The sequence below is a fragment of the Paucisalibacillus globulus genome (genome assembly GCF_900184735.1).
GTDB classification, from domain to species: Bacteria; Bacillota; Bacilli; order Bacillales; family Amphibacillaceae; genus Ornithinibacillus; species Ornithinibacillus globulus_B.
Map to the genome: position 1 here is coordinate 154,675 of NZ_LT855387.1, position 16,023 is coordinate 170,697.

Consider the following 16,023-nt stretch of genomic DNA (forward strand, 5'->3'; position numbering starts at 1 on the left):
GCACGTCCCCTTACTTCGTTTTCACTCTAAATAATGGTTGACCATACTCCACAAGTTCTCCATTTTCAACTAGAACTTCAACGATTTCACCTGAAACTTCCGCTTCAATCTCATTAAATAGTTTCATTGCTTCAACTATGCAAACTACTGTATCTTTTGCCACGGAACTTCCAACAGATACAAATGGATCACTTTCCGGATTTGGTGCACTATAAAAAGTTCCAACCATTGGAGATGTAATTTCGAAATCAAAATTTACGGTACTTTCTTTCACTGATGTTTCAACTACTTCAACTGTTTCTTGAACAGCTTGTTGTCTCTCAGAGATAGCAGTTGTTTCTTTTTCAACTTGAACAACTGGTTGTGTTGGAACAGCAATAGGTTCAGATTGTTTTTTCATAGACACTTTAGTGCCATTTGTTTCATAAGTAAATTCATTAATGGAAGATTGATCAACTAGTTTTATTATTTCACGTATTTCTTGTACTTTTAGCATAATATTGCACTCCCTTACCTTTTTTTATAATTAGGTACTAATAACTCCTCTTAGTATTTTACGATAAATACTAGGGAAACATCAACAATTAAATATATCTATAGATGTTAAAGCGCTTTCACTTCCCCTAATTATAGCAAGTCCCATCAGGATTAGCGAATATATATTAAAATTAGGGCTTAATAAAAAACTCATCATGAAATGTATCCTCATATGAATCCTCTACTCTAGTTTTCCTAAAAAATAATTCCACCAAAAAATTCGCAAAAATAAAAACATCAAGTCTGCAAGACTTGATGCTATAATTAAATTATTATTAGCTCTCTGTCATTGGCTCAGGGACTACGGTTACGACCTTTTCCCCTAACTCATCCCGTACCATTTGCATGATGTTTACAACTTCTGTTTTTGATAGCTCATCTGCTTGCACATGAACAAATACTTTCTCTCCATCCGCACGAACTAATACATCTTGGTATTCAGCAGATGCTAAAATAGTCTCTTCTAAAATCATTTCTTTTGTATTTAACTGTTCAATAGCATCCATTTCGTCGTAAGCTTTCTTTTTCTCTTCAACTGAAGCTGAACTGTTAGCAACAACGTCATCTAATCGATCTAACTTCTTACTTCTTTCATCTTGTACTTCTAAGCGTAGTGCTGCAAATAATTCATTTTCACCAGGAGCGATATCCACATTAGCCTCTTCACCTGTTGTCGATGTTTCCTCGGTTGCATTATTTTCTTCACCAGTATTCATGTAAGCAAAATCACCTGGTTTTTGAGTCATGTAGTACACACTCAACACAATCATTAAGCTTAGCATTGTTAATAGCCATACCGTTTGTTTTTTCAACATTAAATATTCCTCCCCTTATTTTTTAGGATTAACAGAAACTCTATGTGTAGGAACATCAAGCACTCTTGAGACAGCTTCTACTACCCATTGTTTGACAGTAGCTTTTTCTACTCCCTTTGCTGTCACTAAGACACCTCTAACTTCAGGTTTCTTAGTTGAAACTAGAATTGGTGACTCTTGATCTCCTTGCCTTACTATAACAACTTGTGATTCCTCAGTACTTTCCTCAATTTGCCTTGTCCCACCATTTTGGTCATTTTCCTCAGTATGCTGCTGTCCATTAATTAGATTTCTTTCATAGACTTTTACATTAGTAGAATCTAGATTTACCATAATTTCCACTTCAGAGACGCCATCGATATTTTCTAACATGTTCTGTAATTGCTTCTCATAATTTTCCTCCAATACACTAACATCAGATGTCTTAGAAGAATCATGGGAACTTACTTCTTCGGTTTGGGACTGTGCCTCTAAATTCATCTCAGGTAGTTCTTGTCCCGAATCTTTTTGGGATGAGGTATTAAACATGTTAGATACCAATATAACTAGTAAACTAACAAGTCCAATAATGACTACATAGGCTGTTTTTTTAGAACCACTAATTTTTTCTTTCAAAAAATCTTGTAATTTTTTTATCAAGATGCCCCTCCCTCCCATCTAACAGTTAATTTCTTATCACTTAATTCCCAGGTTTCTCGTAACAATTCCTCTATCCCTTGAAGGTTGATTTCCTCCGTAGGGTTATTATATTGCTTGTCTCCCGTATCGATGACAACATCCTCTACTGCATTCACTGTTCCCTCCCCTGCTTCTGATTGTTCAAGATAAACAATGACTTCTTCTAGCCCCTCATAGGAATATGTTGCACCTTCTATGAACTGAAATTTCAGATCACTTATTTCAGCTTGGTAGTTGTCCAAAAGAGGAGCTTTCGCTATATCTTTTAATTGGACAGCCATTTGTTCTAAAATATATGCGCTAGATGTCGATTCTATTTCACTTTTTTGCATTTCAATCAAATTTTCTATTTCTGAAGTCTTAGAATCATCGTTAATTATGCTACTAAAGCTGTTTCTGACGGCGTCCTCAATATTAACGTTAAAGAGATAAAAAATAGGTTGGAGAAAAATTAGAATTAGTATCAAGCCAATTACAAACTTTATATACTTTTTCATTCCTCCAGCAGGAACTAGTAGATCAATAATGGTTGCAAGTAAAATAAAGATGATTATTTGTGAGACCCAATTTATTAGTAGATTCAATTCCATCATTCCTATCGCAGTAGTAATGTAATATTACTAGCCGTTACAATAATGACGATACTTAAGAAAAACATTAAAGAAACTGCTAGGAGGCACCCTAGAATATAAACAATATATTTACTAATAGTATTTAGGCTTGTAATAATTGGCCCATCAGCAATTGGTTGAAGCACTGCTGCTGCAATTTTATAAATTAGAGCAATTGCAAAAATCTTGATCGCTGGAAATATAGCTATAAAAATAACAATCGCTACACCAACAATACCTACAGCATTTTTTAATAATAAGGAAGCACTCAACACAGTATCTGCAGCATCTGTTAGCGTTCTACCTACAACTGGGATAAAGTTCCCCGTAACAAACTTAGCCGTTTTCATTGCTACCCCATCTTGAATCGCACTTGCTGCACCCTGGACAGATAATACACCAATAAATATAGTTAAAAAGATTCCTAGGGTTCCGATAGCAATCGAGCGGAATAGATCAGCCAAATGGGTAACCTTATGATTTTCATTTAAACTACTAACTATAATTAATAATGCAGATATAAAAAGTAATGGCATAATAAAATTAGAAACTAGAATGCCGATTGCATTAATTAAAAAGATTGTAATCGGATTGAAAAAGGATACAGATATAGCACTACCAAATGTAGCCATTAACCCCAGCACCAAAGGTATCAAGGCGATCATAAAACTACTCATCATACTTATGGCTTCCTTTGCATAAGAAACAGCCAAGTAAAAACTATTTAATGCGATAAATATCAGGACAATATATACTACGAAGTATGCGATTTTACTAACGGAGGTTTTTTCAAATGCCGTATGCATAGTTTGTAACAAAACAGAAAACAACGTTAATAACAGGAGAGATCCTAGTAACTTTCCATTTAATATAACCTCATGAAGCAGGTACTCTAGTCCACCAGTTAATAGGTTTTTGATAGAGAACTCATCATTTCCCTTAATGAAGTCATAAAGACTATTCTTTTCAAGTTCCGGAATATATCCTCCATATTCATCGACAACAACATTCCAATATTTCTGCATCCCATCAAATGAGACATCTTCCATTAATAAATCTTCCACAGGAGCTTCCACTTGATTATCTGCATATACAACGGCTTGTCCAAAAAATAGAATAATAAATAGTAAACAGAAAGTACGGCTTATCCGTTTCATGCACTACCACTTGCTCCTTCCTCTCAAGAACTTTCTCCCATTAAGCTTGCGGCAAGAAATTTAATATAGCTTCGACAACTGCTGAGATAATTGGGATTGCTAGTAATAAAATGAATATTTTTCCTGCTAATTCAATTTTGGAAGCAACAGCGCTAAGTCCTGCGTCTTTCGTAATGCTTGAACCTAATTCTGTGATATAAGCAATACCGATTATTTTTAAGATAGTCTCGATATACATACCATTAATGGATGCTTTTTGCCCTAAAGTCTCTATCAACCGAATAATCGATCCGATCTGACTAATCACTGCTAAAAATAATACGATTCCGGTAATTAATAAAATAATAAATGCAAAGGGGCCGCGCATCTCTTTTAAGATGATGTATAATACGCTTGCAATAATACCTAAAGTGACAATTTGTATGATATCCATACAGAATTACCCTTGAAATAAGAATACTGATCGGATTTGTTGAAATAAATCTGACAGCCCATTAATAACAACTACAAGAACAATAATAAATCCTACAAGTGTAACAAACTGCGCTATTTCTTCCTTCCCCATTTGCTTTAAGATGGTATGTATTAGCGCGACTATAATACCTATTCCAGCTATTTGAAATAAAATAGATGCATCTGATAGCATAACAAGAGCCCCTTTCCCCTATATGAGCAATAACACGATAAACAGGCCAGTTAAGAATCCAAGATTTTTTGCCATTTTTCCATACCTATCCTGTTCGTCTCTTGCATCTTGTAATTCTCTTTCCAGGTGTTTAATTGTCAATTGAATATGTTTTTGTTGTTGGGTAAAATCATGCTGTCCGATTGTCCTACCAAACTGTAAAAGAATTTCTTTCTCATTTTCACCTAGACTAGATGATTCTTTATAAGTAGTAACACTTTCATTCCAAACTGTTTCAAAATAACTATTTTTTTCTATCATTCTGTCTGCAACTAACTGAAAAAAGGAAGCACAAGGCTCTGGTATTTGCCTAGCAATGGATGAAAAGGCATCATGTAATGGAAGTTGACTATAAAGTATTTCTGCTTCTAAAGTTTGTAGAGCATTAATTAATTGTCGTATATGCTTAGGACGTCTTGTAAGCTTATTACTCCATTCAAATCCGAGCCATGTCGTCGCGCTTATGAAGAGAAGTGCCCCGATCCACTTCATTTGGCAATCCCCCCATTTTCTGATAGATATTTTTTTCATTTTCATCGTATATTGATTGAATGCTACCCGGAGACGTTTGACCTTTAAGAAGTACTATTCTACTGAATACCTTTTTTTCTAATAAAGGTAGAATCGATGGCCTGTTTTTTAGCTCTTGAAGATTCTGCCCATGGATTGTACATATCACTGTAACACCAGCATTAATCGCATTGATTAAAGCTTGTACATCCTTATCACTACCAATCTCATCCACTACTAATATTTCTGGTGACATCGACCGAATCATCATCATCATCCCCTCTGCCTTTGGACAGGCATCCAAAACGTCCGTTCGTATACCTAAATTATGCTGTGGTATCCCCTTCAGGCATGCTGCAATTTCAGAACGTTCATCAACCACACCAACCTTCTTAGGGGGAATATGATTCCATCCAGTAGAAATAATCCGTATTACATCACGAATTAGTGTTGTTTTACCTGATTGCGGAGACCCTACAAACAGTGTATTTAAAAATTTGTTTTTATATAGATAGGGAATTACTTTCGTTGCTACACCAATCTTTTCTTTTGCAATTCTGATGTTCAAAAAAGTAATATACTGAATTGCTTTTACAGATCCATTAACCGTATTTACTTTTCCTGCTAAACCAACACGATGTCCCCCCTCTATCGTGATATACCCTTCTCTAAGTTCATCTTCCATCCGATATAGCGAGAACTCACTTAACTGATTAATAATAAAAGTATTATCTTTTTTACTTGGCCTTGCTTGTGTTATCCACTCAATTCCATAATCAAAGATTAATTCAATTGGTTGATGTAACCTGACCCTAATTTCCTGTAGCTTGTCCCACCTATTTCCAACACCCTTTTTAATGGCATATTGAATTTCACCGGGAAATAATCGTAATATCTCCTCCATCGCTTTTTCTCACTCCCATTAATCCCTGAGCATTTTCATATTCTATAAGTAAATGTATGTCTGAAGTGAAAATTTATGACTAATAGGAGAGAAATAATAGAGTTGATAATATTTAATAAAGATTTTGATTATAGTGGGATAAAACGATGAGAAAAACAAAAACAGCCATAGAACATCTGGCTGCTTTTCTATACCAATACCTATTCGCTATTGTTACGTAGGTAATAATCAGGTTTATACAGTAAAACTAATCTAGCATTTTAGTCCTTTCTCCTATTATAAATAGCTTATTATTGATAGTTTTTTGACCATTTTCATAGACAGTACCTCTAATCAAGATAATCAGATTGAAAATGATCCTGATGTCATTAACATTAGTCTACAAATGGAAGAAATGGGTAAAGAATTAACCTCAATCAAACAAAAGATAGATTAAATAGAAAAATGTAGTAAAATACAACCTTCTTTTTCCCTTTGAACAGGAGTAAGAGTGTATTATTATAGGGTCCGTTGCTTCTTTTATATCAGTTAAGATATCCAAAAGCCTTGAACGTTTTATATCTCTCTACTGCAAGTATTCCTTTCCAATAGATTCTAGCCTTTTCAAATTCTATTGGATAGCGATCCCACACCCATGAAATATCCCAAACACCATATTCAGACATTTGCTCTTTATAAAAATTCAAGTTTTCTGCCACTAGTGAGCCCACTCTTTCATATAACGGACTCTCAGGATTGTCAATGAAATCCAATGGCAATGGTACATAACCTGAATCCCAACTAGATATATCCTTATTCATACATTGATAGGCAAGTTCTACTATTTTTTCAAAGACTACCTCATAGGAATAACCTGTTTTTTCCTTTAGTGTTGATTTATAGGGCTTGATTATCTTAATGAATACTTGGAAATTATTTATTTCATGTTTATCCATTTCTTCTTGATTCATTAGATACGTCACTGCTTTTTTTAGTGAATCCCATCCAATTTGAGCAAATTTAGTTTCAGCATCAGACCAGTGCACAAGGAATGCTGCAAGTTCAACACTTGGATTATACGACCAACGTTCTTCTAATCCTTCCTCAAAATGCCACCATGGTGCATGTGGGTATTCATTGAACTCTGGTAATACAGAAGCCCACTTCCCCTTATCCTCATTATATGAATTTACTAAATAGAAAAGCATTTTTTGAACTATTGGTTCTTCTTTACTTGCTTCTATTTCCAGTAAAATCTGTCCTCCGGCCCAAGTTGCCATGGGGGAAGAATTTGGTAACCAAAAATCTGGTTCAATGCCATGGCCGAAACCACCATCGGTATTTTGATATCGTTTTAACTTTTCTATTACATTTTCTTTACTACCATTCCCAAACAGGTATTCAAAACGAGCAATCTCCAACTCACGACAGTTTTGAGATAAAAATTCTTTCGTCAAATTGAATTTTTTTTGCTTAATCTTTTCCACTTCAACTTCACCTCTAATTTCTTTTCTAATGATTAGGGATATCGTCACTGTTACTCCAAATAAAAAAAGATGATCATCCTAATAAATTGATGATCATCTCTGGTTGTTATATTAACTTATGCTCTTGAAACATATTTCCCATCAGAAGTATTAATCACAAGCTTGTCGCCAACATTAACAAAGAATGGTACTTGTACAATAAGTCCTGTTTCTACTGTTGCTGGTTTTGAGCCACCACTTGCAGTATCACCTTTAATCCCAGGTTCAGTTTCTACTACTTCTAGTTCCACATTATTTGGTAAATCTATACCTAATATTTCTCCTTGATACTGAATCATAGAGACTTCCATATTTTCTTTAATAAATTTTAGCTCATGCTCGATTTGAGCAGTAGTAAGTTCAATTTGCTCGTAGCTAGCTGTATCCATAAATGAGTGTGCATCACCTGAAGCATATAAATATTGCATTTTTTTATGCTCTACATGGGCTTTGCCAACTTTCTCACCAGCTCTAAATGTTTTCTCTTGAATATTCCCATTACGCAAGTTACGTAGTTTAGACCTTACAAATGCAGCACCTTTACCAGGTTTTACATGTTGGAAGTCCACTACCTGCCATACATCATTATCCATTTCTATTGTAAGGCCTGTTTTAAAATCGTTTACTGAAATCATAATTGTCCTCCTTATTTAAAGCACAAACGCTTATAACTGAACTAGTTCTTTTGATGAAGTTGTTAATCTTTCATTACCAGTTTCGGTAATGACAATATCGTCTTCAATACGACAGCCACCAACATTAGGAATATAAATTCCTGGCTCTACTGTTACTACCATACCTGGTTCTAATTTTAGTTCACTACGGAATGATAATCCAGGCCCTTCGTGTACTTCTAGACCTATTCCGTGTCCAGTTGAATGACCAAAATATTCACCAAATCCTTGTCCTTTAATATAATCTCTAGTTAAAGCATCAGCCTCAATACCAGTCATACCTGGCTTAATTCCATTTACCCCACGAAGTTGAGCTTCTAAAACGGTGTCATAAATCTTTCGTAACTCATCACTAATTTCCCCTACTGCAACTGTTCTAGTAATGTCAGAAACATAACCATTATATAGAGCACCATAATCAAGCGTCACTAGTTCACCAGATTGTATTTCCTTTGTAGAGGCAACCCCATGGGGCATTGCAGAACGGAAACCTGATGCAACAATTGTATCAAAACTTGAGCCAGCAGCCCCTTGTCTACGCATAAAGAATTCTAGTTCATTGGAAACTTCGATTTCTTTAACTCCTGGCTTTATATATTTTTGGATATGTTCGAATGCAGCATCAGCAATTTCAGCTGCTTTCTTTAATATTGCTATTTCTTCTGGTGTTTTAACTAAGCGAATTTTTTCAATCACTTCACTAGTTGGAACCAGTTCAGCATCTAACAAATCACGGTAACGATCATATGTAGCATAGGTAACATGATTTTTCTCAAAACCAAGGCGTTTTACTTGAAGTAGGGTCAATTGTGATTTTACTTCCTCTTCCATTAACTTCTTATGTTCAACGACCGTAAAATCTTTCGCTTGTTCCGCAGCTTGTTCAGTATAGCGGAAGTCGGTAATAAAAATCGCTTCATCATGACTCACAATAACTGTACCTGCAGAACCTGTAAAACCAGTAACATATCTACGGTTAATTGGACTATTAATCATTATGGCATCTAAATTCAATTCTTGAAGCGCTTGTCTAATTTTTATAATTTTCTCCATCTCTTCATCCCTTTCCCATTGCCACTCGCATGTAAATTTCTTTTACTTTAAGTCTATAGTTTATTATGACTTTATCAGTTTACCATAAATAGACAACTTTGAATATTGATTTAGTTGGGGAATAGGGGTTTTTAATTAGATACCTTTTTTGAACCATCGTTTGCTGTTGCAATCGTGTCTTGATAATCGAAAGAAATCGAATATCCAATAAATATACCATATAAAACATAAAGACATAATGTAGAAACAATCGTTTTAATCTCCATCTCTCTTAAGTTGGGAACATTTGAAAATATAGGTTGTAATATGAAAAATACAATTGCCCATAAAATTAATCCATAGACTATTCCCATCCATATGGAAGTTACTTTCTTAAAAACACCATAGTAAACTAGTGCAACTCCAATAGACAATAAACCGATAAGAATGATGGTAAGCAATTCCCCTAACCACGTATCCGTCCAACCTGCAGTAGTCCATGAACGAAGCAAATAGGATTTTGCAGAGACTTCCATGAAATTGAAATAGTACATAAATAGCCCTAATAAGCTTGCCAATATACCACCTATAAATCCGGTTAGTAGTGACCTTCCTAATAATGTTGATGTATCTTCAGGTTTGTTTTGTTCGAGCTTTTTATCTTCCAAGTTATGCACCTCCAAGTTTAGTATTACCCACTCTTTCAAATCAAATTACAGTAAAAAATTGTTCCTTCCCTAAATAATTAACATGAGAAAAAAGAAATTGAATATTTTAAGTTGAGAAGGAAAGAATTATACTAGAATAAGAAGGATAACTTTCTATTAGAATAGTTATATTAAATTGTACAGTTAAAATATCCGGTACATAGTTTGGAAAGGAAGATTCATATGAGGAAAAATTCTATATTAAAATATATTATTATTGGGATTGTCGGATTAGCTGGAATCGGTCTAATTATGGAATTGTTTACGGATGCTACAGGCTTCCTAACCAATATCTTAGTAACAGCTGTATTTGCCCTATTGATCTTCGGTTTATTTTATTACTTTTTACTTGGGGGGCGTCGTACATCCAACGATGCAAAGAAATATAAACAGGCTGTTAGACAATCCAAATCAAAATATACTAAGTCTACCAGCACCCCAACGGTAAAAAATAAGACACAACCGATTTCAATAAAAAAGAAAGTAAAAAAACGACCAAATCATTTACGTGTTATTGATGGAAATAAGTCTAAACGTAAAAAGCGAGCTTCCAACTAAGGGAGCTCGCTTCCATCATGTAGACCAGTGTTTCAGGAATTTCTGTGCATGTTCGCGGCCATTTTGTATTAATTTTTTTTTGACCTCTTCATTGATCATAAAATTTGTAGTATGGACATCTTTAACGGGGATAAAAATAATATTATGTTTTTCAGATTTTGCAATGTAGCGAGAATCGTGGGCTTGCTTCATTGTACTGAACAAGGCATGTAACATATCCAATGCATTCTTTATGTTATTTGGGTGGGATTGCTCAGGGGAATCACTTAGCTTCATACCAAGTATTGGCCTAGTGCGTTTATTGGTTTCACTTTCAAATACCCAAATAGGAAAATTACTTAATAAGCCACCATCAACTATTAAACTCTTCACTTTATTTTTCCCAATTACTTTCTTAGGCATAAAAAAATACGGAAAACCAGCACTCATTCGAACTGCCTTAGCAATAGGAAAATCATTAGGATTAATTCCATAGACCCTCTCTAGATCATCTGGTATAACAACTAATTTACCCAAAGATAAATCACTAACAACTACTTTTAAATAACCACTTTTAATATCTCCAAAAGTATAGATATTTCTTTGTGCTAATTGTTCATGTATCCATCTCTCAAATTTATCCCCTTTGTATAGCCCCATTTGAAAATATAGAAAGAACCATTTACTTCCTGGGATTATATTAGCTAAAAGTGGTGGATCAAGGAATTGCTTTAAATCCAATGTTTCCAATAGTCTTTTCATTTCTTCACTATTGTAACCTGCAGCAATAAAAGCAGCTAATATGGAACCAGCAGATGTTCCTGCAACACGTTCGAACTTTAAATTTCTTTCTGCAATAATTTCGAGAGCTCCAATAAAAGCAAAGGCTTTTACACCACCACCTGAGAAGACCCCATCAATTTTCATAATAAATCCCCTTATCGCTTTTTATATATATGTAAGCGTAAGGCAGTAAAATTAGAACATTGTCCTCTTCCTATTACTTCTTTTTCCTCAATTGAATTTCTTTAAGATCATCTAATCGCTGCTGATCTTCTTTGAAATATTTAACTAAGTCACCTAATCTATCGATTGAATTCCAACTTAAATGGTGTTCAATCCCTTCAACATCATTATATATATTTTCCTTTTCAACGCCGATAATTTCCAGGAAGTCCTCTAATAATTCATGACGAAATACTAAACGCTCTCCTACTTTTTTTCCTTTTTCTGTTAGCATAAAACCACGGTATTTCTCATAAAGCAAATATTCATCTTTATCTAACTTTTGGACCATTTTAGTTACAGAAGACGGGTGAACCTCTAATGTCTCTGCTATATCGGAAACTCGGGCATACCCCTTTGTATCAATTAAGTTATAAATTATTTCAATATAATCCTCCATACTAGGTGTAGGCATCCTGTTCTCCTCTTTCTATAGAATAATTTTTATCTAATGCAAAATTGTTTCTATATTGAGGATACCGGAAATATGAATTGGAGACAAGCTATTAGGTAAAATCGAAGAGTCTCCAAATAGCGCGGAAAGCCCACAAAGCAATTCGAAACGGTATTACAATTAGTTCAGGCAACCAAAATAATACATCGATTAAGAAATCGCCAACTGTATAACGGTCATCTATTTTTCGATGTTTTCTAGTTTTTTCTTTTTGCTTTTTCCACCAATCCATCAAATCTTATCACTCCTGTACCAAATAATAATATGAATTGAATAATTTATTAGAAACTGCGCGGTAACTTAACTTTATTAAAAATGGTGAAGCCAAATGCTACCGCTCCGGCAGAATACTTCGCTTTCCACGGGCACGGCCTCAGCCTCCTCGAGGAAAAACCGCCTCTGCGGGGTCTTCGGACACGTGCTATTCCCGTAGGACAAGGAAAGCTACGGCAGCGTAATCATCGCACGAAGAAAATTGTTCTCTATTTTCGAGGAGTCTCCGTATTCTGCCTGCGCTCGTTTGGGTCTTCTAACTTTAAGTTAGCAAGTAATTATTGTGTTGGTTTTAATTGCCTATTTTTTTCCACTCAATACTAGCGAAGGAAATACACGGAGACTCCTGCGGGAGGATAGGCTTCGGTGAGACCCCGCAGTGCGATAGCACGAGGAGGCTCACCAGCCGCTCAGCGAGTGCGGAGTGTATTTCCGTAGCGGGTATGTTGCGCTATACAAAGTATTTAGTTACCGCGCAGTTTCTATCAAATGGGAAATTCAATGTGGAAATCATTTCAAAACAGCTAAAATAAAAGACGAAAATGGCTATTTTTGGTTAGCCATTTTCGCCTAGTTTATTTTATAGTCCACACTTTAATTGTGCTCCACAACTTGTACAAGTGTTACAGCCACCGATGTCTTCAACATTACCTTCACGACATACAGGGCAAGTATCTCCTACTTCAGAACCGATTGTTACATCAGTTGAATTGAGTTCTTGGATGGTATCCATAAGTACCACCTTTTTCGGTTCAACTGTTTCCTCAAATAACTCAGTTTGTTCAAAAGTGTTTTCTTCTGCTTTTAGTGTTAGAACTTGTGAATCACGACTTCCGTCCACATATACTGTACCACCTTTAGCACCACCGCGATATAATCTACGGTATACACTTTCAACTTGATCTACTGTATATCCTTTTGGAGCATTAACAGTTTTAGAAATTGAACTATCCACCCAACGTTGGATGACACATTGTGTGTCTGCATGTGCTTCTGGTGCTAATTCCATTGCAGTAACAAACCAATTTGGTAGGTTATTAGAATCTGCGTCTGGATTTGCATCTAGATATTCTTGAACAATATCTGCTTTTACTTCAATAAATTTACCTAATCTTCCACTTCTAAAGTATGAGAAGGAGAAGTATGGCTCTAATCCTGTTGAAACTCCAACCATTGTACCTGTTGAACCTGTTGGAGCAACAGTTAGTAGGTGTGAGTTACGAATACCATATTTAAGAATATCTTCACGGATATCTTCAGGCATTCCTTTCATGTAGCCAGTATTAATAAAAGCTTCTCGTAATTCTTTTGTTTCTTCTTCCGTTTCACCAACTAAGAATGGGAAGCTTCCTTTTTCTTTTGCTAGTTCAACAGATTCACGATATGCAGTAGTAGCAATCGTCTCAAAAACTTTATCAACTAATTGATTTCCTTCTTGTGAGCCATATTCTGTTTCACAGTAGATCAGAAGATCATGGAGACCCATTACCCCAAGACCGACACGGCGCTCACCTAATGCTTGTTTTTTATTTTCTTCAAGGAAGTAAGGAGTAGCATCAATTACATTATCTTGCATGCGTACACCAGTTTTCACGGTTTGTTTTAGTTTTTCAAAGTCAACGCTTTTAGTTACTTTGTCAGCCATTTCACCAAGGTTAACTGCTGCTAAGTTACAGACTGAAAATGGTGCAAGAGGTTGTTCCCCACAAGGATTAGTTGCTACAACCTGTTGTCCATACGCTTTTGCATTCGTTTGATCGTTCGCATTATCAATAAAGAAAATACCTGGCTCGGCAGAATACGTAGCACAAATATTAATTAGATTCCAAAGCTCTTTCGCTTTTATACGACGATATACTCGGACTCCATAGCCCATTTCTTCCCATTTTCGTACATCACCAACATTATGCCAGTTTTCATTATATGCTTTCATTTCTTCTTCATTGTAATTTTCTACATCTGGGAACTTTAGCTCGTACCATGTGTCGTTTTCGACTGCTTCCATAAAGTCTTTTGTGATACAAACTGAAATATTTGCTCCAGTTAAGAATTCTGAGTTGTGAACAGAATATGTTCCACCCGTTCTTAACTTTTCTTCCGCTTCTCGAATAACTTGATCCGTAAATCCACCTTGACCAGGAATACTCTTATAGTTTAATACTCCTTGGTAAAGATCGGATTCTGTCTCTGTTAATGGAGTGAATTTTAATTTTTCTTGAGCCAATTTCTTAATTTGTTCATCTTCTGTATTTTCAATAAGATAACGAAGAATTCTCGGATTCTGCATTTTAGAAATAATAAACTCAATAATGTCAGGATGTGAATCTACTAACATGATCATTTGAGCTCCCCTGCGCGATCCACCTTGTTCTACAAGATGTGTTAATTTCGCAATATCATCCAACCAAGAAACCGAACCAGAGGATTTTCCATTTACTCCTCTAGCAAGAGCATTTCGTGGGCGAAGTGTTGAACCATTTGTTCCTACTCCTCCACCTCTACTCATAATTTCCATTACTTGTTTACGGTGTTCAGAAATACCTTCACGTGAGTCTTTTACATACGGCATTACGTAACAGTTAAAGTATGTTACCTCTGTATCTGATCCTGCACCATATAATACTCTTCCAGCAGGTATGAAATTCATGCTAGACAATTCTTGATAGAATTTCTCAAATGAATGTTTACGTAATTCATCTGTTGGTTCGACACTAGCTAGACCAGTTGCATTACGCTTAGCAATCTGCTCATAGAAAACTTCCAGAGGCTTATCAATACTATCTAATCCTCTTTTCACTAGTCCTGTTTCCGCTTCTTCTCCATCTAAAACCGATACATAATCTGGTTCTACTTGAACTATAGCTTCATTGTTGATTCGATCAATAGATTTGATGAAACCTAATCCTCTTGCTGGAAATTTCGGGTCTGCCTTTACTGTTAAGACAACAAAGTCTCCTTCTTTTAATGTCTTTTTCTCTGTATCCTTAAAGGAATAACGGTCTAGCATTACCAGCCTAGACACACCCTTATGTAGTAATTTCATATCTGGGGTGATTGGGTGTACTTGTGGAAATTGTTTTATATCTTCATTTAGCATTTCCACATTAATGTTTGTTCTTGATTCGACAACCGTAGACATTATACCTCTCCTTTTAGACAAAATTCTCCATTCTAGTATTCTAGAATTCTTAAGTAATAACATACCATATTTGGATTACCTTTTACAATATCTTGTATGTAAATTATTATAAAAATACTACATGTAGTAAATAACGCATACAAATTATTTTTTGTCAAAAACAATAATTAGCAAAAAACAAAGAAAAACAATGATAAATTAAGATAACAATGCATAAATCTACCAATTTAAAGAAATTCTATAATTGCATATTAAGATATACTTGTGGTAGTGAATGTTTTCCAACACAATTCGACAATTAGATAATTTTCTTTTCCCATAGAAAAACTTTGAAAAAAACCATACTTAAGCCTATAATAGGATAGTACAATGCGAAAGACGGGGGATTAATTTATGTTGAAGTACCTATTATTAGCACTAATTATAGTTATTGTAATTTCTGTATTTCGTTACTTTAGACAACGAACCTACCTTAAAACGATAACAGAAGACCAGTTCCGTGAAGGTTATCGTAAAGCACAGTTAATAGACGTGAGAGAACCACAGGAATTTAAAAACGGCCATATCCTAGGTGCTAGAAATATTCCAGTAACTCAAATGAAACAACGTTTAATCGAAATACGCCCAGATAAACCAGTGTACCTTTATTGCCAAAGTGGAGCAAGATCTCAAAGAGCTGCACAGATGCTTCATAAAAAGGGTTATAAGGATATCAGCCAATTAAAAGGCGGATTTAAGAAATGGACTGGTAAAGTTAAAAGAGGATAATGTAACCGAATAAAAAACACCTAAGGGGATTA

Annotated in this window: 20 protein-coding genes; 3 read left to right on the plus strand and 17 right to left on the minus strand. The window is 35.1% G+C overall.

Annotation, left to right across the window (positions count from 1 at the left end; genetic code table 11):
• Positions 1 to 10: 10 nt before the first annotated feature.
• The 9 genes from accB to spoIIIAA form a co-directional block, all read right to left on the minus strand.
• Positions 11 to 496, minus strand: a complete 486-nt coding sequence (gene accB, locus BN999_RS06310) for an acetyl-CoA carboxylase biotin carboxyl carrier protein (RefSeq protein ID WP_096270554.1) — start codon at positions 494 to 496, stop codon at positions 11 to 13.
• Positions 497 to 812: 316 nt separating this feature from the next.
• Complete coding sequence (locus tag BN999_RS06315; RefSeq protein ID WP_096270555.1) at positions 813 to 1,352, minus strand: SpoIIIAH-like family protein; 540 nt, start codon at positions 1,350 to 1,352, stop codon at positions 813 to 815.
• Between the two features lie 15 nt (positions 1,353 to 1,367).
• Entirely contained in the window at positions 1,368 to 1,991 is a 624-nt protein-coding gene (gene spoIIIAG, locus BN999_RS06320) for a stage III sporulation protein AG (RefSeq protein ID WP_255247408.1), read from the minus strand.
• Positions 1,988 to 2,614 carry a stage III sporulation protein AF gene (gene spoIIIAF / locus BN999_RS06325; protein WP_096270557.1) on the minus strand — a complete coding sequence of 209 codons (627 nt, stop codon included), beginning with the start codon at positions 2,612 to 2,614 and terminating at the stop codon, positions 1,988 to 1,990. Before spoIIIAF ends, spoIIIAG begins: the two co-directional genes overlap by 4 nt.
• An 11-nt stretch (positions 2,615 to 2,625) precedes the next feature.
• The gene (spoIIIAE, locus tag BN999_RS06330; protein ID WP_096270558.1) at positions 2,626 to 3,798 is read right to left on the minus strand and encodes a stage III sporulation protein AE; all 1,173 of its coding nucleotides are present in this window, start codon (positions 3,796 to 3,798) and stop codon (positions 2,626 to 2,628) included.
• A 40-nt stretch (positions 3,799 to 3,838) separates the two neighbouring features.
• Positions 3,839 to 4,231 (minus strand): stage III sporulation protein AD, encoded by a 393-nt coding sequence (gene spoIIIAD, locus BN999_RS06335; RefSeq protein ID WP_096270559.1) that lies wholly within the window; start codon positions 4,229 to 4,231, stop codon positions 3,839 to 3,841.
• A gap of 6 nt (positions 4,232 to 4,237) precedes the next feature.
• A complete protein-coding gene (gene spoIIIAC / locus BN999_RS06340; RefSeq protein ID WP_010093209.1) occupies positions 4,238 to 4,444 on the minus strand; it encodes a stage III sporulation protein AC in 207 nt (68 codons plus the stop codon).
• A gap of 18 nt (positions 4,445 to 4,462) precedes the next feature.
• Entirely contained in the window at positions 4,463 to 4,975 is a 513-nt protein-coding gene (gene spoIIIAB, locus BN999_RS06345) for a stage III sporulation protein SpoIIIAB (RefSeq protein ID WP_096270560.1), read from the minus strand.
• Complete coding sequence (spoIIIAA, locus tag BN999_RS06350; protein WP_096270561.1) at positions 4,920 to 5,897, minus strand: stage III sporulation protein AA; 978 nt, start codon at positions 5,895 to 5,897, stop codon at positions 4,920 to 4,922. Before spoIIIAA ends, spoIIIAB begins: the two co-directional genes overlap by 56 nt.
• Positions 5,898 to 6,201: 304 nt before the next feature.
• Between spoIIIAA and BN999_RS20985 the strand changes: the two genes are divergently transcribed.
• A complete protein-coding gene (locus BN999_RS20985) occupies positions 6,202 to 6,333 on the plus strand; it encodes a hypothetical protein (RefSeq protein ID WP_255247409.1) in 132 nt (43 codons plus the stop codon).
• A gap of 88 nt (positions 6,334 to 6,421) precedes the next feature.
• Here the strand turns inward: BN999_RS20985 and BN999_RS06355 are convergent, their stop codons facing one another.
• From BN999_RS06355 to BN999_RS06370, 4 genes are all read right to left on the minus strand, one after another.
• On the minus strand, positions 6,422 to 7,363 hold the full coding sequence (locus BN999_RS06355) for a hypothetical protein (RefSeq protein WP_176481895.1): 942 nt from the start codon (positions 7,361 to 7,363) through the stop codon (positions 6,422 to 6,424).
• Positions 7,364 to 7,479: 116 nt separating this feature from the next.
• Entirely contained in the window at positions 7,480 to 8,037 is a 558-nt protein-coding gene (gene efp, locus BN999_RS06360; RefSeq protein ID WP_096270562.1) for an elongation factor P, read from the minus strand.
• 30 nt (positions 8,038 to 8,067) lie between these two features.
• Positions 8,068 to 9,129 carry a M24 family metallopeptidase gene (locus tag BN999_RS06365; RefSeq protein WP_096270563.1) on the minus strand — a complete coding sequence of 354 codons (1,062 nt, stop codon included), beginning with the start codon at positions 9,127 to 9,129 and terminating at the stop codon, positions 8,068 to 8,070.
• 131 nt (positions 9,130 to 9,260) lie between these two features.
• Positions 9,261 to 9,785 (minus strand): YqhR family membrane protein, encoded by a 525-nt coding sequence (locus BN999_RS06370; protein WP_306418997.1) that lies wholly within the window; start codon positions 9,783 to 9,785, stop codon positions 9,261 to 9,263.
• A gap of 213 nt (positions 9,786 to 9,998) precedes the next feature.
• Between BN999_RS06370 and BN999_RS06375 the strand changes: the two genes are divergently transcribed.
• The gene (locus BN999_RS06375; protein ID WP_096270565.1) at positions 9,999 to 10,373 is read left to right on the plus strand and encodes an SA1362 family protein; all 375 of its coding nucleotides are present in this window, start codon (positions 9,999 to 10,001) and stop codon (positions 10,371 to 10,373) included.
• Between the two features lie 15 nt (positions 10,374 to 10,388).
• Here BN999_RS06375 and BN999_RS06380 read toward each other — a convergent pair whose 3' ends face one another.
• The 4 genes from BN999_RS06380 to BN999_RS06395 all read right to left on the minus strand — a co-directional run bounded on the left by BN999_RS06380 (position 10,389) and on the right by BN999_RS06395 (position 15,223).
• The gene (locus BN999_RS06380) at positions 10,389 to 11,279 is read right to left on the minus strand and encodes a patatin-like phospholipase family protein (RefSeq protein WP_096270566.1); all 891 of its coding nucleotides are present in this window, start codon (positions 11,277 to 11,279) and stop codon (positions 10,389 to 10,391) included.
• Positions 11,280 to 11,352: 73 nt separating this feature from the next.
• The gene (mntR, locus tag BN999_RS06385) at positions 11,353 to 11,772 is read right to left on the minus strand and encodes a transcriptional regulator MntR (RefSeq protein WP_096270567.1); all 420 of its coding nucleotides are present in this window, start codon (positions 11,770 to 11,772) and stop codon (positions 11,353 to 11,355) included.
• A 91-nt stretch (positions 11,773 to 11,863) separates the two neighbouring features.
• On the minus strand, positions 11,864 to 12,043 hold the full coding sequence (locus BN999_RS06390; protein ID WP_255247413.1) for a hypothetical protein: 180 nt from the start codon (positions 12,041 to 12,043) through the stop codon (positions 11,864 to 11,866).
• A gap of 621 nt (positions 12,044 to 12,664) precedes the next feature.
• Positions 12,665 to 15,223 carry a vitamin B12-dependent ribonucleotide reductase gene (locus BN999_RS06395; RefSeq protein WP_096270569.1) on the minus strand — a complete coding sequence of 853 codons (2,559 nt, stop codon included), beginning with the start codon at positions 15,221 to 15,223 and terminating at the stop codon, positions 12,665 to 12,667.
• Between the two features lie 393 nt (positions 15,224 to 15,616).
• Between BN999_RS06395 and BN999_RS06400 the strand changes: the two genes are divergently transcribed.
• Complete coding sequence (locus tag BN999_RS06400) at positions 15,617 to 15,991, plus strand: rhodanese-like domain-containing protein (RefSeq protein WP_096270570.1); 375 nt, start codon at positions 15,617 to 15,619, stop codon at positions 15,989 to 15,991.
• The last annotated feature ends 32 nt before the right edge of the window (positions 15,992 to 16,023 follow it).